The organism is Micromonospora parva (assembly GCF_040649675.1).
GTDB classification, from domain to species: domain Bacteria; phylum Actinomycetota; class Actinomycetes; order Mycobacteriales; family Micromonosporaceae; genus Micromonospora; species Micromonospora parva.
Genome location: NZ_JBEZFX010000005.1, coordinates 23,868 through 39,708, shown reverse-complemented (window position 1 = coordinate 39,708; position 15,841 = coordinate 23,868). Strand labels below are relative to the sequence as shown.

Below are 15,841 nucleotides of genomic sequence, written 5' to 3'. Positions count from 1 at the left end.
CTGCCGCCGGGTGCCGTACACTTGCTGATCGTTGCCGCCTTAGCTCAGTCGGCTAGAGCGACGCACTCGTAATGCGTAGGTCGACGGTTCGATTCCGTCAGGCGGCTCGGTACGGAAGCCCAGGTCATCGGCCTGGGCTTCTGCCGTTTCTAAGGTCGACCACTCAACCTGCTCACCGGACCACAGCACCCCCTCCCTCCAGCCGGGCATCAGCTTCCCGATCAACCTCGGGGCCACCGAGAGTGACGTTGATCTGAGAGTGATCGAGGATCTCTGTGACGACGCGGACGCAGTCGGGGCCATGAACGACGGGTCGGAGGCACCCGGCCTGGCGGCGATGCCTTACGGCTGTCACCACTGCTCATCGAGGGCTGCGATCTGCCTACGGAGGTTTCGGGCATCGGTCGGCGGCAGGACCGCAACGGCGACGTCCAGGACCCAGCGCAGTTCGGGCGGGTTCGGACAGCACTCCATCACCCCGCAGCCGGCGCTCTCGTCCCACAAGCGATGCCATGGGTGGCGCACAAACCATGACCAGGTGCGTAGTGCATCAGACACGGCCTGGTTCCAGAGTCGCGTGCGTTCGAGGGAGGCGATGACCTTCAAGCCCCGGGCCGAGAGTCCAGGGATGACCGAGGTTGACCCGTCAAGAGGTCGCCGGTAGATGAAGTCGGCACGCAGTTGCGCGGGGCGCCTACGCGGCATTGCCCTTTCGTGGAGTCGACATGCCGATCATCGTTGCACACCGGCTTTCGGCACAGAGCTTGTGAGCGAGATACCGCCGTAGTCTTACGCCCGTGGGTCCAGATCGACCAGATCCCCGTCCGCTGTCACCAGAGGAGGCCGCGGTCCTGCATGCGTTGCTGTCGCAGGATTTCCCCGGCGCGAGCGAACTCCGGATGCAGTCGCGGAACGTCCTGGCTCAGCCGGGTTGTGGCTGTGGCTGCGGCACTATCTGGCTTTGGCCGCAAGGCCGACACCCACCGGCCTCCGGTGCGACGAGTCCGGTACCAGCCGAAGGCATCGTGGTCGACGATCAAGGCAAGACGGTTGGCGGCCTCTTGCTGTTCGTTCAGGAGGGCCAATTGGCGGACCTCGAGGTGCACTCGTACGACGAGCCACTGCCGATGCCCTCGGCGCACCGGGTGTCGTGGTTCCTCAGAGACCGTCTATGAGCGAACCGTTCGTCCTTGAGAGGTCTGGCGACCAGCGGTGGCTTGTTCATCGGCCGCACGATCCGTACGGCGACGGCTACGTCTACACGATCGCGACGGAGTTGCACGAACTCAACATGACAGCGTCCACAGTCGCCAAGATCGATGGACTCTACGCCTCCCCGGACACGACGCTGCCCGGGTTCGTGGAGAGGCTCGCGGCCGATTGGGAGGGTTGGAGCGGCACCCGTACCTGGACATCGATGGAACGCGAGCTGGTGATCGACGCTCGGCACGACGGTCGAGGCCACGTGTCGCTGGGTGTGACTCTTCGGGCTCCCGGCCCCGACTGGGACGACACGGCCTGGTCCGCCAGAGCGGTCTTCGTCCTCGAAGCGGGAGAGGAGCTGACCCGCTTCGCCGGCGACCTCACACACTTCCTCCGTGCATAGCAGCGGTCGCTCTTACCGCAGCATGTCCGCGTCGCCCGTCTCCTGATCGACAGCCACACGCAACGGCCATCCAAAACTCACGACATGGCAACGCCGCACGCCGGTCACAGTCGCTACCTGCTCGACCCGGCCATCCACGGACTGTCGCATGGTCATATGTTCAGCAGGCCGCCGTTGCGCTGGGCGTCATCCTTGATAGCGATGAGATTCGCGGAGACGTACGGGATGTTGTGTGTCTTGTGCCATTCGCTCGGGAAGTACGTGACCAACCGGGACGCCTGAAATCGGCATGTGATTTCAGGTACGAACCGAGAATATTTGACATCCGTGAAGTACCAGAAGGAGTTTTCGTTGTAGAAGGCCACATGCGTCGGATCCTGGTAGGCACCTCGACCGTCGGTGCTAGGGGTCAGCGACAACAGCATCCCGTTCGGTGCGAGCAATCGGTACAACTCGTTGAACAGCGCGACCTTGTCCGGGATGTGTTCCAGGAAGTCCACCGCCCGAATGACCCCGACGCTGTTGTCCGGCAGGTCGACACCCTTCGTTATGTCGCAGACGATGTCGACACCCGAAGCGGCGTGGTAATCCAGACCGAGATACCCTTCCGGCTTGTTGTGGGCGGCGCCCAGGTCGAGTGCCAGGAGTCCCTGCCGCCGCGACCAGGCCAGCACATTGTGTTGAATGTTCCGGTCGTAGATCTCCACGGTGCGCTGCTGGATGCGGGCGTTGACATCCGGAATGCGCTGCGTGTTCTTGGCGTGCATGCGCTGGAGGTACAGGCATTTCTGAATGTGATGGAACTCGCTCACCTGGTACATCCGAGCCATGAGGTCGGCGTCGTCCGCGACGTCGAGCGACTCGTCGTACCCGCCGACCTTCTCGTAGATGTCCCGGCGGAACGCCCGTACGTGGTTGGGCGCGTACCAGATGTAGCTCACGTTGTGCGGGGTCGGCGGCATCGCCCGGCAGACCAGCACCTCGCGGCCGTCCACCTTCTCGTCGTAGTGCCGCCAGCCGAACGAACTCGCGAAACGGTCCTCGGAGCGGCCGCCGTCCTCCTGGATCTGCGCGGTGTCGCTGTAGACGAACCCCACCTCCGGGTTCGCGTCGAAGGCATCGACGATCTCTTGCAGACAGTCGCTACTGAGCAGATCGTCGTCGTCCAGCTCGACCAGGATGTCGCCGGCAGCCTCGGCGCAGGCGTACCCCTTCACAGCGCCGACGCCGTTCAGGTTGTCCTGGACGATGAGCCGAATGCGATCGTCATGCCTCTCGGGCCGCCAACGCGACCCCTGATTGAGGATGACCACCCATTCCCAGTCGGTGAAAGTCTGGGCGACGAGCGATTCGAAACACTCGTCGATGAAGCGAGTGCGGTTGCTCCCCGTGAAGACCGTTACGCGAGGTGTGCGCATGGAGCCAATCACCTACCTGCCGGCGTCGAGGACCGCGTGGTAGGGGGCGTGCGGTACTTCGCAGGCACGGCTGAGCTGAGCCCCTTGTCCAGGCGGATCGCCGTCTTGAAGGCGTCCCGCGCCGCCGCGTCCTCACCGGACTGGGACAGCAGCATGCCCAGTCGTAGGTAGGCGGTCGACGACTTGTTGTCGATCGACACGATCTTGCGGTAGATGTCCATCGCCGTCGTCGGTGCCTTACCTTCCAGGGCGATGGCCTTGTTGTAGAGGGCCGGCTTGTAGTTGGCGTCGGCCGCCAGTGCCTTGTCGTAGTTGCTGATCGCCTCGTCGGCCTGATTGCGCGACTGGGCGATGTAGCCCAGGTTGAACCAGGCAAACTTGTTGTCGGCCTCGGCGTCCAGCAGCTTCTCGAAGGTGGCCTTCGCCGCGTCGAAGTCGCCGGCCTGGCCCTGCTCGAGACCGAGCTTCAGCAGATCAGCCGGCGTTTCGGTGCCACCGTTCGTCTTGTCGGTGTTGCCGGCGTTGTTCGTCTGTGGCTTCTCGGCAGGCTTGTCGCTGCATGCCGTGACACCGGTCAGCAGGACCGCACCGCAGGCGAGCGACCCGAGTATCTGACGCATGTTCATTTCTCCTCCTCGACGACAACGGGGCGGTTCGGCCTGCTGTTCGTCCGGTTGGCCTCGCTACTGTTGGACGTCGCGCGGTCCGACGTCTCGGACGGAGCCCCCAACATCAGCGGTGTGGCGAGTGAAATGCAGGAGACCCAGATGTCGGCGCCCCCGCCGGTAAAGGTGAACTGGTAGCCGCTGGTCGTGAGTGGCTGGATGAGCACGGGGTTCACTCCTGCACCCGATAGCTGATATCCGGTTCCGACAGCGATATCTCCCGGCTCACAGCCGAAATCGACGGGGGTGTCTGCGATCACGGTCAGCGGACCCTGGATGTAGGCGGCCTGGATTCCGTTGCCCGCCACGCCCTGCGCGCCTTGGGCGCCCTGCGCGCCCTGCGCACCTTGGGCGCCTTGGAAACCTTGAGCGCCGGTGGCGCCTTGGGCGCCTGTGTCACCTTGTGGGCCTTGGGCACCGGTGGCGCCTTGGAAGCCCTGGACCCCTTGGGCCCCTGCGTCGCCCTGTGGGCCTTGGGGGCCGGTGGCGCCTTGGGCGCCTGTGTCACCTTGTGGGCCTTGAGCGCCGGTGGCGCCTTGGAAGCCCTGGACCCCTTGGGCCCCTGCGTCGCCCTGTGGGCCTTGGGGGGCCGGTGGCGCCTTGGGCGCCTGTGTCACCTTGTGGGCCCTGAGCGCCGGTGGCGCCTTGTGCGCCTTGTGCGCCTGCATCGCCCTGTGGGCCTTGGGGGCCGGTGGCGCCTTGGGCGCCTGCATCGCCTTGCGCGCCTTGAGCGCCGGTGGCGCCTTGAGCGCCTGCATCGCCCTGTGGGCCTTGAGCGCCGGTGGCGCCTTGAGCGCCTGCATCGCCTTGCGCGCCTTGGAAGCCTTGTGCGCCTGCGGCTCCCTGTGGGCCTTGGGGGCCGGTGGCGCCTTGGGCGCCTGCATCGCCCTGTGGGCCTTGAGCGCCGGTGGCGCCTTGAGCGCCTGCATCGCCTTGCGCGCCTTGAGCGCCGGTGGCGCCTTGAGCGCCTGCATCGCCTTGCGCGCCTTGGAAGCCTTGTGCGCCTGCAGCTCCCTGTGGGCCTTGGGGGCCGGTGGCCCCCTGTGCGCCTGCATCGCCTTGGGCGCCTTGGGCACCTGCGTCGCCTTGTGGGCCTTGGGGACCGGTGGCGCCTTGAGCGCCCGCGTCACCTTGAGCGCCGGTGGCGCCCTGTGAACCCTGAGCGCCGGTGGCGCCCTGAGCCCCTGCATCGCCTTGGGGGCCGGTGGCGCCTTGTGCGCCTGCGTCGCCTTGTGCGCCTTGGAAGCCTTGGGCGCCGGTGGCACCTTGGGCGCCCGCATCACCCTGAGCGCCTTGAACGCCTGCGTCGCCTTGGGCACCGGTGGCGCCTTGGAAACCCTGAGTACCTTGGGCGCCCGAGTCGCCCTGTGCGCCCTGTGCGCCTGCGTCACCCTGCGGGCCTTGAGCCCCGGTGGCGCCTTGAGCGCCTGCGTCACCCTGAGCGCCTTGAGCGCCCGGCACGCCGGTGGCGCCCTGAGCGCCTTGGAAGCCTTGAGCGCCTTGGGCGCCTGTGTTGCCCTGGGCGCCTTGGGCGCCTGTGTTGCCTTGAGCGCCCTGGCTGCCCGCTTCGCCTTGGAATCCCTGTGCGCCTTGAGCGCCTGCGTCGCCCTGGGCACCCTGAGCACCGTGAGCGCCCGCGTCGCCTTGAGCGCCCTGAGGGCCTTGGGGGCCTTGCTTGCCGTGCGGGTAGTCGTCCTTGTCCTTGTCGTGACCGCCCCAGGGGCTCTGCCAGCCCTGCGGACCGTAGTCCGGTTGCCCGTCGGGGTACTGGTCCCACGAATCGTCGGGCCCGTCGCTGTCTTGGCGGACCGTTGACCAGGATGAGGGCCACGCGCCGAGTTGGCCATGCGGGCCGGGCGTACCGATGTGTACGTCCTGTGCGGACGGCTTCGCTTCCACCGGTTGCGCTGCGGCTGCGGGCCCACCCGTCATTCCGACTACCAGTAGGGCGGAACTCAGCCCTGAAGCCGCCCGGGCATGGTTCAGCCGCCGCCGCCGCAGCCGTCGGTTGTTGCTCATGACCCCTCCAGAGCCACCCCGGATACACCCAGAGCTACCTACTAGTCACTCGCCGCTATTGGCGGGCGAGTTGTAGCGTATTCGACCCATTGGTCGGTCGAGGGGGGTTTTGGTGGCACCTAGATACATTTAGAAGAATGCGGAACTTACTTACGATCAGGGCATAGGCCCTGGCCACCGCGTTGCGGGCCGCCCATTCCAAGGACTCGTCACGTCGGGGGCGGCTCACCGCCGCACCCGCAGGTCGCGGTAGGCGTCACGCTCCTGCTGGGGAAGCGCCACCGTGCGAACGACGTCGCGAGGAGGCCTCGGCGTCAGCCTCGCGTCTCTCGCCCCGGCGTTGACCCCGCGAGTGCGGCGGCCACCCGGAGCGCCTCGCGTCGGCCCTGGTCGCGGGCTGCGGCTACGAGCGCGGGCACGACGGATCGGTCCATCACGCCGGTCCCCTGCGCTCGTCTGGAGGCTTGGTCGCGAAGCAGCAACTCCACCCGGCGGCCCGTGCCCAGCGCGGCTCGCTGCTTCTCGATGCGCGCCCACGGCCCGATCGCGGCGGTGCTCGGCGCGAGGGCGATGACCGGGCCGTTTCCGGGGGCGAGGTCGAGGTTGAGGGTCGACCGCATGCCGCCATCCATGTAGCGGTGGGCGCCGATGGCAACCGGGGCGGCCGAGATCGGCATGGCGCAGCTCGCGGCGACAGCGTCCACCAGGGGTACGCCGTCGTGCCTGGTGAATGTGCGGCTGGCGCCCGTCCCGGTGTCGACGGCCACGATGCGAAGGTCGGCGTCGTCCCGCCAGGCGTGGTCGGGCAGTCGAGCCTCGGCTATCCGGCGCTGCCGGGACGGGTCGTCGATGCGTGCGGCGAGGGCGAGCCGGCCGAGGCGGCGAGCGGCCTGCTCGGGGCTGCGCGCGAACAGTTGTGCCCGGGCGAGCCGAAGCAGGTCGAGCAGGCGCAGGGCGGGTGAGGTCTCGTGGGCGACGCCGCCGCGCTGTCGCTCGAAGAGTTCCGCCAGGGGGGTGCCGCTGGCGATCTGGGCACCCACGACGGCACCGGAGCTGGTGCCGATGAGGACTGCCTCCGGGGTCACGGTCACCCCCTCGTCGGCAAGCCCGGCGAGGATGCCGACCTCCCAGGCGATGCCAGCTACTCCACCGCCACCGAGCACCCAGACAGGCCGCGCGTCGTCCGTCATCAGTCGCCTCATTCGGTGGAATACTGCTAACGCTGTACGCAGTTGAGGCTAACAGTGGTGACTGTGGATCGACAACGGGTGCGGTGCTCAGGGTTCCCGTCGGCCGACGATGGTTCCGCCGAGTCGGCTCTCCGCCGAGGTGACGGTGGTCTGCGAGTCGACGGTGAACCCGTGCTGACGTAGCCAGGCCGCTACCTGGGCTGGCTGCCGACGATGGACGTGCACGTTCATCGGGTGGCCGCCGTAGCCCTCCGTCTTGAGGGTCGTCTCGTCGCCCACGTGGAACCCGAGCAGCAGGGGGCCACCGGGGCGGATCACCCGCCGGAAATGCGCGAACACGGAGTCGATCTGGTCGTCGGGGATGTGGATGAGGGAGTACCAGGCGACCACGCCAACGACCGAGTCATCGGCCAGGTCGAGGTCGGTCATCGAGCCGACCTCGAACCTCAGCTCAGGGTGATCACGGCGGGCCACCTCGATCATCCCGGGCGAGAGATCGATCCCGAAGGCGTCGACGCCGAGCGTGTGCAGGTGGGCGGTGATGCGACCCGTCCCGCAGCCCACATCAGCGACCGGCCCGCCGCCGGCAGCCCGCACGAGATCGGCGAACGACGTCAGCGCGGCTCGTTCGTGCGGTGCCTGGGCCAGCAGGTCGCGTACCAGACGCGCGTAGCTGACCGCGACCGTGTCGTAGGAGGTGCGGGTCTCCGACAGCCAGTCGTCTGCGGTCACCACGCCAACGCTAGTTGAGCTACACACTGATGGCTGGCCGTGCCCGACCGACAGTTTGGAGGCGTCCATGACTTCCGCACCGGTGATCCTGAGTCTTCCCATCTCGGACCGCGCTACCTCCTACCGCTTCTATCGCGACGGACTCGGCCTCGACGCCGTGGGCGAGTTGGCCGACGACGGCATTCCCGAACCGTTGCAGTTCGTGGTCAACGACGGGCTGCGGCTGATGCTCATCCCGACCGGCGGCTTCGGCTGGGTGATCGGCCGGCACGAGGTCGCCCCGAGGGGTCAGAGCGAATGCCTGCTCAACCTCGGTGTCGCCTCGCCGGCCGACGTGGACGCGCTCGTCGGGCGGGCGCGCACCGCCGGTGCCGAGATCATCACCGAGACGGCAGCGCATCCCTGGGCGTACGCGGGCGTCTTCGCGGACCCGGATGGTCACTTGTGGATGGTGACCGCCGACTCGGAGTCCTGAAACCGTCGGTGGTGGTGGTTACGGTCCGACGGTGACCGTGACCACCGATGCCCCCGGGACGCTGCCCACCCCTGCCGACGAGGCCCGACTGTGGGCACTCATCGGGGCGGCCTGGGCCGAGTTGGGCGCCGAGCCCCTGGCGCTGCGGCAGGCCCTCATCCACCGCGACCCCGCCGATGACGACGACGGCGACGGGCCGGCCTACGCCATCGACGCCTGGCTGGACGCGTTCCTGGACCGTCTCGGGCACCTGACCGCCGAGCTGACCGGGCAGGAGCTGACCGATCTCGACCGGGTGGTGGAGCGCAAGCTGCACGACATCGACCGGGAGGACATCCACGAGGTGACCGACGGCTCCGACGACGGTTTCCTCTACGCGCGAGGGTTCATCGTCGCCCTGGGGCGGGCGTACTACGAGGCGGTCCGCGCCAACCCCGCGATGGCGCTGCCGGACGCCGACTGCGAAGGGATGTGCTACCTGTTCGCGCACCTGCACAACGATCGGTTCGGTTCGTGGCCGGAGACCGGCTCCGGGATCTCCCGGGAGTCGTTCGGCAACCGGGCCGGCTGGTCGGCCTGAGCGTCATCGTCGGAATAGGCCCCGGTCCGGCCACACCGGTGGGAGATCCGCCTGCACGAGACGGCAGGTGGCCCTGAGGCGCGGTTAGCATCCGTCCATGACTACGGGGGTTTCAGCAGCGACGGTCCGACCAGGGCGGCGCGTCGTCGTCGCGTCCAGCGTGCTGCTGGGGCTGAGTGGTCTCGCCCGGCTCGCGCAGGTGGCGGCCGAGGCCGTTCGGGAGAACACCTACCTGAGGGCACACGAGCAGGTGGGCACGCCGAGTGGCTTCGCTGCCCCGCCGATGGTGTTCCTCATTGGTGTCGGCCTGGTCGTGGCGTTGACCGCCCTTGTCGTGCTGGCGCTGGCGCTGGCCAATCTGGCCGGTCGGAACTGGACCCGGATCGTCACCTGGGTTGTCGGCGGCGTGACGGTGGCGGTGTCGGCCGGTTGGCTGTTCATCTTCACCGTTCCGGGCGGCGACGATATCCCGCAGAGTCCTGACGCGAGTCGGGTCGAGGAGGTCGCCGCTCAACTGATGCCCGGGTGGGCCGAGCCGCTCAGCACCGCGGCGGGGTTCGTGGCGTCGCCCGCACTCCTGATCGCCCTCGTCCTGCTGGCACTCCCACCCGCCAACGCCTTCTTCCGATGGCGTGGCGGGGTGCAGGATCCGCCGTATCCGGCCGGGACCACCCGGCCTGACGGCGGGCGTGTTCCCCAGCAGGTCTAGGTCGGCGGCGGGATCAGACGTAGATTTTCGTGGCGTACTCCGGGCCGTAGTGCCGTTCCAGGTCCTCCAGGGTCTCCGCCGGTGCCTCGACCTCCTTGATCAGGCGGGCGCGGGACGGCAACACCTCGGGCTGCCAGGTCTCCGGCCGCCACAGCTCGGACCGCAGGAACGCCTTCGCGCAGTGGTAGAAGATCTGCTCGATCTCCACCACCACGGCGAGCACCGGCCGGTGCCCCTTGACCACCATGTCGTCGAACCAGGGCGCGTCGCGGACCAGGCGGGCCCGCCCGTTGATCCGCAGCGTGTCGGTCCGGCCGGGGATCAGGAAGAGCAACCCGACGTGCGGGTTGTCGAGGATGTTGCGGTAGCCGTCGGCCCGCCGGTTGCCGGGCCGCTCCGGCAGCGCGATGGTCGTGTCGTCCAGCACCAGGGCGAACCCGGCCGGGTCGCCCTTGGGTGAGACGTCGCAGGTGCCGTCCGCGCCGGCAGTGGCCATCAGACAGAACGGCGAGGCGCCCAGCCACTCGCGGTCCCGTTGGTGCAGGCGGGGGCGGTCCTTGCTGGCGGCCCGTGGGTGCGGCACGCCGAGCAGCTCGCGCAACTCCTCATGAGTGGTGATCTCCACCGTCACGTCGATCCTCCCTCGACCGTTGAGCCGGTGGCGGGTACCACCATTCGTCAGCCTAGGCCGCCGTGACCAGCGCGAGGTTTGCGCCGGACAGCGTTGGGTACGGCCCGCCGTACGAGAGCGTCGCGCAGTGCAGCCGATCAGTGGAGGCCGGGAGATGGAGAGCCGACTCAAGGTGCTGGGCCACCCGGTCCACCCGATGCTGGTCATGTTCCCGGTCGCGCTGCTGGCCACGGCGGTGCTCTTCGATGTGGTGGACACCGTCGGTGGTCCCGACTTCCTCGGCGAGGTCGCGTACTGGAACATCACCGTCGGTCTGATCGGCGGCCTGCTCGCCGCGGCGGCCGGCTCGTTCGACCTGCTGGCGATCCCGACCGGCACCCGCGCCAAGCGGGTGGGTCTGCTGCACGCTGGCGCCAACGTCGCGGTGATCCTGCTCTTCGCGGCGATCTGGGTGGTCCGGCTCAACGCCGATTCCCGCGCCGCTGGCGGCGCGTTGCTCGTCGTCGAGGTGGTCGCGCTGGCGATCCTCGGCATCAGTGCGTGGCTCGGTGGTGAGCTGGTCGACCGGCTCGGTGTTGGCGTCGACAGCGACGCCGGCCTGGACGCGTCCAGCTCGCTGCGGCCGCCGGCGGCCACCCAGCGGATCGGAGAGGTGTGATGAGTGAACAGCAGTTCGGCGGCTTCGGTCGGGGATGGCGGGGCGGACGGCAGCAGGGCTGGGACCCGATGGGGGAGCTGCAGTCGCTGCGCGCCGAGTTGAGCCGCCTGGTCGGTGGTCGCGCCGGGGCGTCCGACGTCGAGTTGACCGAGACCTCGGACGGCTGGGAGGTCGTCGTCCGGCTGCCCGGGGTGGCGCCGGAGGAGGTGGCGGTCGAGTTGGACGACCGCGAGTTGTGCGTACGGGCCCGCTCGGAGGCGGAGGTCAACGCCGACCAGGGCATCCCGGGCGGCTTCGAGACGCGCGGCTTCGAGTACCGGGTCAACCTGCCGGCGCGGGTCGACCCGGATGCCATCGACGCGGTGATGGACCATGGTCTGCTGCGGGTCCGGCTGCCTCGGGCGACCCGGCCCGCGCCGCGCACCATCACCGTGGGTCGCACCGGGCCGCGCTCCGGCGACCTCCTGCCGGGTACGCCGATGCCGGCCGACCCCGCCGCGGACCGGGAGCTGCACCGCCCGGACACCGCTGACGAGATCGACCGGCCGTAGCGGGCCGCGTGGTCAGCCCTCCCGTGCTCGGCCCGACCGCCGAGCGCCTTCCCGACGTGCGGCGGATCGCCGTGCTGCGCGCCAACGCGCTCGGCGACTTCATCTTCGCCCTGCCGGCGCTGGACGCGTTGCGCGCCGCGTACCCCTCGGCGGAGATCGTGTTGCTCGGCGCGCCGTGGCACGCGAAGCTCTGGCGCGACCGGCCCGGCCCGGTGGACCGGGTGCTGGTGGTGCCGGCGGCGCCCGGCATCCGTACGGCGGAGCCGGGCGAGCCGGAGTCGTCGATGGACGACTTCCTGGCCGCTGCCGCCGGTGCGGAGTTCGACCTGGCGGTGCAGATCCACGGCGGGGGCGCCAACTCCAACCCGCTGATCAGTCGGCTCGGTGCCCGGTTGACCGTCGGCCTGCGCACCGAGGACGCGCCGCCGCTGGACCGGTGGCTCCGCTACGTCTACTACCAGCACGAGGTGATCCGCTACCTGGAGGTGGTGGCGCTGGCGGGAGCGCCGGCCACGACTGTCACGCCGAGGCTCGCGGTGACCGACGCCGACCGGGCCGAGGCCGCCCGGGTGCTGGGCCCGGTCGATCGTCAGCGGGTGGCGCTGCATCCGGGTGCCACCGACACCCGCCGCCGCTGGCCCGCCGAGCGCTTCGCCGAGGTGGCCCGTGCGCTGCACGCGGACGGCTACGAGGTGCTGGTCACCGGCACCCCGTCCGAGCAGGAGGTGGTGGACCGGGTCGTCGCCGCGGCGCAGGTGCCGGTGCGCCCGCAGGTGGGCACGCTCAGCCTCGGTGGGCTGGTGGGTTGCTACGCCGACTGCGCGGTGGTCGTCTCGAACGACACCGGCCCGCTGCACCTGGCCGCCGCGGTGGGCGCTCCCACGGTGGGGATCTTCTGGGTCGGCAACCTGATCAACGGGGCGAGCCCGCTGCGGGGCCGGCACCGGCCGATCAGCTCGTGGACTGTGCACTGCCCGGTCTGCGGGATCGACTGCACACCGGGCATCTACCCGCACCGGCCGGGCGACGGTGAGTGCCCGCACCGGGACTCGTTCGTGACCGACGTCCCGGTGATCGAGGTGCTGGAGGCCGCCCGGGAGGTGCTCGGCCGGTAGGTCACGCCAACTGCGGGGTGTCCTCGTCGGCGAGGACGACCTCCCACGCCTCCACGTCCCGGTCGGTGACGGTGGTGGGGGACTCCAGGTGGTACGCGCCGCTGGGCAGGATGCCCGCGCCGCCGTAGCGGGACATCACGGCGAGCTGCGCGGCCACGTCCTCGCCCTGGTGCTTCTCCTGCACCCGACGCCAGAAGTCGAAGCCGCCGGCGTCGACGAGCTTGGCCCGGTCGTAGAGCACGCACCCGCCGATCCAGGAGACCTTGTAGGCCCGCCACGCCCCCGGCGGCAGCGCCAACTGTTCGGTGATGTGCAGCAGGTTCGCGGCGGAGTGGATCCGGGCCCGGTTCCACTGCGGGGTGTCGGGTCGGATCCGCTCCGGTGTGGGCGGGCCGGCCCACTCCTCGTAGAGGCCGTGCGTCTCCGGCCGCACGTCATCGGTGTACGACAGGCCGTGCACACCGTTGCCGACGAACCCGCAGCCCAGCTCGCCGATAGCGGTGACCAGTCGGTGCAGCGCACCCGGTGCCAACCAGATGTCGTCGTCGAGGTTGAGGACGTACCGGGCGGCCGAGGCGGCGAGCAGGTACGCCCGGTGTTCGGCCAACCCCCGCCGTGGCAGCCGGCGGGTCAGCAGCACCGGGTGACCCCGGTGGCGCAGCGCCCGGACCATGGTGGCCGCGGCGGGGTGCGCGTACGCCGGGTCCCCGTCGGACTGATCGCTGACGACCACGCCGAAGCCGGGCAGCCCGTCCTGGGCGGCGAGCCCGCTCAGCGTGACGGCCAGCTCGGTGGGCCGGTTCCGGGTCGGAATCAGCACGTCGAGCAGCCGGTCCGCCCGGAAGGCCGCCGGGGTGCCGAGGTCGAGAGGGCGGTTCACGACGCCTGGGTGTGGGTGCGCAGCGATGGGTCCGGCTCCCGGTCGTCGACGTGCGGCGACAGGTCCTGGCTGTGCGACCGGATCCGCTCGATGATCGCGGAGGTGGACCGGTCCGGCACGTACCCGAGGGTGCGCACCTGGCCGCCCAGCCGGCGCACCAACGGTGCCTCCGGCACCAGCTCCGGCGGATAGTCGCCGCCCTTGACGTACACGTCCGGTCGGACCGCCTCGATCAGTGCGGCTGGTGAGTCCTCCTCGAAGACCACCACGTGGTCCACGCAGGCGAGCGCGGCGAGGAGGGCACCCCGGTCCTCGACCGGGTTGACCGGCCGGTCCGGGCCCTTCAGCCGTCGTACGCTGCCGTCGGAGTTGACCGCCACGATGAGCAGGTCACCCAACGCGCGGGCCTGCTCCAGGTAGCGCACGTGCCCGCGGTGCAGCACGTCGAAGCAGCCGTTGGTGAAGACGATCGACCGTCCCGCCTCGCGGTGTTCGGCGACGATCGTGTCCAACTCGTCCCCACCGACCAACGCGGGGTGGCCCGTGGTGTCGGTCGGCTGGTCGAGCGCGGCGAGCAGGTCGTCGCGTCGGCACACGCAGGTGCCCGTGTCCGAGACGGTGATGGTGGCCGCCAGCTGGGCGAGTTGGGCGGCGGTGGGCAGCGGCGCGTCGGCGGCCAGGGCCAACGTCATCGCCGCCAGGTACGCGTCGCCGGCACCCACGGCGTGACTGGCCGGCACCGGGGTGCTGTGGCTGCGTCGTGGCTCCCCGTCGGCGCCGCCGACCACCGCGCCCTCGGTGTCCAGGGTCACCGCGACCACGTCGGCGCCGGTGTGCGCCCGCAGTTCGGCCAGCCGCGATTCGGCCAGGACAGCCCGGTCGACGCCCTCACCGGCCCGGGTGTTCACTGTGACGCCGGTGCCGGTGACGCTGAGCCCGTCGCCGGTGAGGGCCACCCGTCCCTCGCCCGGGGTGGGTTCACCGATCGGCCCCGGGTGCCCGGCCCGCGCCGGCTCGGCCGTGGCGTCGTCGGCGCGTACCGCGCCCGGGGCAGCGCCCGCTGTCATCTCGGACGGCCCGTCGGCCAGGCCGTTGTCCGGGTGCTCCAGGTGCAGTTCGGTCCCGCCGGCCGGTCGGGTGGTACCGCCCGCACGGGCCAACAGTCGGGTCGCCTCGGCGAAGCTGGGGGTGACCACTGTCGGCGCGAGGCCCCGCCAGTCGGCCAGGTCGTGGGCGTCCAGCGCGACGGTGGCGTACCGCTCGCGGTTGTCGACCAGCCACGCGCGGACCGGCGCGGGCAGCGCGCCCAGGCCGTAGTCGCAGACCACCAGGGTCGGGGCTTCCCCACCGGCGGCGGCGCGCAACTCCTCGGTGGCACAACTCAGGGCGGTGAGCAGTCGGGCCACCCCGTCGTGGTCCAGAGCGTCCTCCGGGTCGCCGGAGTCCTCGCGCAGGAGGATCTGGTTGCCGGCCAGCATCCGCCGCTTCACCGGGGTGGGCCGCCCGGGCTGGTTGACAGTGCGGTCCCAGACGCCGGCCCGGTCCAGGCAGTCGTGCAGTTCGTCCCCGGCGACGTCGGCACCGACCGGTGCCACCAGCACCGCCCGGCCACCGAGGGCGGCGACGTTGACGGCGGTGTTCGCGGCCCCACCGGCGGCGGAGATCCGCCGCCGCAGGGTGAGGACGGGGGCGGGCGCCTCCCGGCAGAGCCGGTCGGAGTCGGCGAACCGCCATTCGTCCAACATGGCGTCACCGACGATCAGGACTGGGCGTTCGAGCCAGCTCTCCACGACGGTGGCGAGCCGGCGCTGTTCCGCTGCTGCTCCTGCCATGCCCGTCCGGGTCCCCAGCGGCCTGGCCGACAAACCTGGCTGACGGCCGGTCCCGCCGCTGGTCATGCCACCTTCGGTGGCGCCTGGCCGGTCCGCACCGGTCCCTACCTGTCCGACCTGTTTCGGGTGTTCGGCGGCGGGAAGGGAACTGGGGTACCCCCAGAGAGGAGATGTACGAGATGGCAGCGACATTGCAGGGCAAGCGGATCGCCTTCCTGGCCGCCGACGGCGTCGAGGAGGTCGAGTACGTCCAGCCACGCGAGGCGGTGGAGAACGCCGGCGCGACGGCGGAGCTGGTCTCGCTCAAGCCCGGTTCCATCCAGTCCTTCAACCACCTGGACCAGTCCAAGACCTACGACGTGGACGTGACAGTCGACAAGGCCGACGCCGCCGGGTACGACGCGCTGGTGCTGCCCGGCGGGGTGGCGAACCCGGACTTCCTGCGCGGCGACCCGGACGCGGTGCGGTTCGTGAAGGCGTTCTTCGACGCGGGCAAGCCGGTCGGGGTGATCTGTCACGGCCCGTGGACGCTGATCGAGGCGGACGTGGTGCGGGGTCGGCGGATCACGTCCTGGCCCACCCTGCGTACCGACCTGACCAACGCCGGAGCAACCTGGGTGGACGAGGAGTGCGTCACCGACGGCAACCTCACCAGCAGCCGCAAACCCGACGACCTTCCCGCCTTCTGCGCGGAGATCACCAAATCCTTCACCACCCCCTGACCCCGACCTCCCCGGTTGATCATGAAGTTGTTGCCGCCTTGCGCGGGTCTCGTGGCAA

16 protein-coding genes and 1 tRNA gene are annotated in these 15,841 nt (G+C 69.9%); 9 read left to right on the top strand and 8 right to left on the bottom strand.

Annotated features, from left to right (window positions below; translation table 11 throughout):
- The first annotated feature begins 33 nt into the window (after positions 1-33).
- A tRNA-Thr gene (locus tag AB0C03_RS13965) sits at positions 34-107 on the top strand.
- Between the two features lie 1,064 nt (positions 108-1,171).
- A complete protein-coding gene (locus AB0C03_RS13960; protein WP_357636911.1) occupies positions 1,172-1,606 on the top strand; it encodes a DUF6228 family protein in 435 nt (144 codons plus the stop codon).
- 152 nt (positions 1,607-1,758) lie between these two features.
- Here AB0C03_RS13960 and AB0C03_RS13955 read toward each other — a convergent pair whose 3' ends face one another.
- The 5 genes from AB0C03_RS13955 to AB0C03_RS13935 form a co-directional block, all read right to left on the bottom strand.
- Positions 1,759-3,024: a glycosyltransferase gene (locus AB0C03_RS13955; RefSeq protein WP_030334255.1), complete on the bottom strand. Its 1,266-nt coding sequence runs from the start codon at positions 3,022-3,024 to the stop codon at positions 1,759-1,761.
- 8 nt (positions 3,025-3,032) lie between these two features.
- Positions 3,033-3,644 carry a tetratricopeptide repeat protein gene (locus AB0C03_RS13950; protein WP_051708648.1) on the bottom strand — a complete coding sequence of 204 codons (612 nt, stop codon included), beginning with the start codon at positions 3,642-3,644 and terminating at the stop codon, positions 3,033-3,035.
- Between the two features lie 2 nt (positions 3,645-3,646).
- On the bottom strand, positions 3,647-5,305 hold the full coding sequence (locus tag AB0C03_RS13945) for a hypothetical protein (RefSeq protein WP_357636906.1): 1,659 nt from the start codon (positions 5,303-5,305) through the stop codon (positions 3,647-3,649).
- 717 nt (positions 5,306-6,022) lie between these two features.
- Entirely contained in the window at positions 6,023-6,898 is an 876-nt protein-coding gene (locus tag AB0C03_RS13940) for a patatin-like phospholipase family protein (protein WP_030334257.1), read from the bottom strand.
- Positions 6,899-6,985: 87 nt separating this feature from the next.
- On the bottom strand, positions 6,986-7,630 hold the full coding sequence (locus AB0C03_RS13935) for a class I SAM-dependent DNA methyltransferase (RefSeq protein ID WP_036411936.1): 645 nt from the start codon (positions 7,628-7,630) through the stop codon (positions 6,986-6,988).
- A 67-nt stretch (positions 7,631-7,697) separates the two neighbouring features.
- Between AB0C03_RS13935 and AB0C03_RS13930 the strand changes: the two genes are divergently transcribed.
- From AB0C03_RS13930 to AB0C03_RS13920, 3 genes are all read left to right on the top strand, one after another.
- On the top strand, positions 7,698-8,105 hold the full coding sequence (locus AB0C03_RS13930) for a VOC family protein (protein WP_030334260.1): 408 nt from the start codon (positions 7,698-7,700) through the stop codon (positions 8,103-8,105).
- Positions 8,106-8,136: 31 nt separating this feature from the next.
- Entirely contained in the window at positions 8,137-8,685 is a 549-nt protein-coding gene (locus tag AB0C03_RS13925) for a DUF4240 domain-containing protein (RefSeq protein WP_357636902.1), read from the top strand.
- A gap of 97 nt (positions 8,686-8,782) precedes the next feature.
- On the top strand, positions 8,783-9,394 hold the full coding sequence (locus tag AB0C03_RS13920) for a hypothetical protein (protein WP_357636900.1): 612 nt from the start codon (positions 8,783-8,785) through the stop codon (positions 9,392-9,394).
- Positions 9,395-9,407: 13 nt separating this feature from the next.
- Here the strand turns inward: AB0C03_RS13920 and AB0C03_RS13915 are convergent, their stop codons facing one another.
- Complete coding sequence (locus tag AB0C03_RS13915) at positions 9,408-10,025, bottom strand: pyridoxamine 5'-phosphate oxidase family protein (protein WP_357636899.1); 618 nt, start codon at positions 10,023-10,025, stop codon at positions 9,408-9,410.
- Positions 10,026-10,179: 154 nt separating this feature from the next.
- On the opposite strand from AB0C03_RS13915, the gene AB0C03_RS13910 reads away from it, so the two are divergent.
- Genes AB0C03_RS13910 through AB0C03_RS13900 form a run of 3 tightly spaced genes read left to right on the top strand, consistent with a single transcriptional unit; the run spans position 10,180 to position 12,349 of the window.
- Positions 10,180-10,683, top strand: a complete 504-nt coding sequence (locus AB0C03_RS13910) for a DUF2231 domain-containing protein (RefSeq protein WP_030334266.1) — start codon at positions 10,180-10,182, stop codon at positions 10,681-10,683.
- Entirely contained in the window at positions 10,683-11,234 is a 552-nt protein-coding gene (locus AB0C03_RS13905; RefSeq protein ID WP_030334267.1) for an Hsp20/alpha crystallin family protein, read from the top strand. The genes AB0C03_RS13910 and AB0C03_RS13905 overlap by 1 nt, the downstream gene beginning before the upstream one ends.
- A gap of 8 nt (positions 11,235-11,242) precedes the next feature.
- Positions 11,243-12,349, top strand: coding sequence for a glycosyltransferase family 9 protein (locus AB0C03_RS13900; protein ID WP_210864978.1), 1,107 nt, complete (start codon positions 11,243-11,245; stop codon positions 12,347-12,349).
- 1 nt (position 12,350) lies between these two features.
- Here the strand turns inward: AB0C03_RS13900 and AB0C03_RS13895 are convergent, their stop codons facing one another.
- Together AB0C03_RS13895 and rfaE2 are read right to left on the bottom strand one after the other, a co-directional pair.
- Positions 12,351-13,229, bottom strand: a complete 879-nt coding sequence (locus AB0C03_RS13895) for a glycosyltransferase family A protein (protein ID WP_030334271.1) — start codon at positions 13,227-13,229, stop codon at positions 12,351-12,353.
- Positions 13,226-15,061 (bottom strand): D-glycero-beta-D-manno-heptose 1-phosphate adenylyltransferase, encoded by a 1,836-nt coding sequence (rfaE2, locus tag AB0C03_RS13890; RefSeq protein ID WP_030334273.1) that lies wholly within the window; start codon positions 15,059-15,061, stop codon positions 13,226-13,228. The genes AB0C03_RS13895 and rfaE2 overlap by 4 nt, the downstream gene beginning before the upstream one ends.
- 179 nt (positions 15,062-15,240) lie before the next feature.
- On the opposite strand from rfaE2, the gene AB0C03_RS13885 reads away from it, so the two are divergent.
- Positions 15,241-15,783, top strand: coding sequence for a type 1 glutamine amidotransferase domain-containing protein (locus AB0C03_RS13885; RefSeq protein ID WP_210860566.1), 543 nt, complete (start codon positions 15,241-15,243; stop codon positions 15,781-15,783).
- The last annotated feature ends 58 nt before the right edge of the window (positions 15,784-15,841 follow it).

Bases quoted from the DNA above. Each gene is read 5' to 3' on its own strand.
- AB0C03_RS13960 (WP_357636911.1), top strand. From the start codon at position 1,172: ATGAGCGAACCGTTCGTCCTTGAGAGGTCTGGCGACCAGCGGTGGCTT.
- AB0C03_RS13955 (WP_030334255.1), bottom strand. From the start codon at position 3,024: ATGCGCACACCTCGCGTAACGGTCTTCACGGGGAGCAACCGCACTCGC.
- AB0C03_RS13950 (WP_051708648.1), bottom strand. From the start codon at position 3,644: ATGCGTCAGATACTCGGGTCGCTCGCCTGCGGTGCGGTCCTGCTGACC.
- AB0C03_RS13940 (WP_030334257.1), bottom strand. From the start codon at position 6,898: ATGACGGACGACGCGCGGCCTGTCTGGGTGCTCGGTGGCGGTGGAGTA.
- AB0C03_RS13930 (WP_030334260.1), top strand. From the start codon at position 7,698: ATGACTTCCGCACCGGTGATCCTGAGTCTTCCCATCTCGGACCGCGCT.
- AB0C03_RS13920 (WP_357636900.1), top strand. From the start codon at position 8,783: ATGACTACGGGGGTTTCAGCAGCGACGGTCCGACCAGGGCGGCGCGTC.
- AB0C03_RS13910 (WP_030334266.1), top strand. From the start codon at position 10,180: ATGGAGAGCCGACTCAAGGTGCTGGGCCACCCGGTCCACCCGATGCTG.
- AB0C03_RS13905 (WP_030334267.1), top strand. From the start codon at position 10,683: ATGAGTGAACAGCAGTTCGGCGGCTTCGGTCGGGGATGGCGGGGCGGA.
- rfaE2 (WP_030334273.1), bottom strand. From the start codon at position 15,061: ATGGCAGGAGCAGCAGCGGAACAGCGCCGGCTCGCCACCGTCGTGGAG.
- AB0C03_RS13885 (WP_210860566.1), top strand. From the start codon at position 15,241: ATGGCAGCGACATTGCAGGGCAAGCGGATCGCCTTCCTGGCCGCCGAC.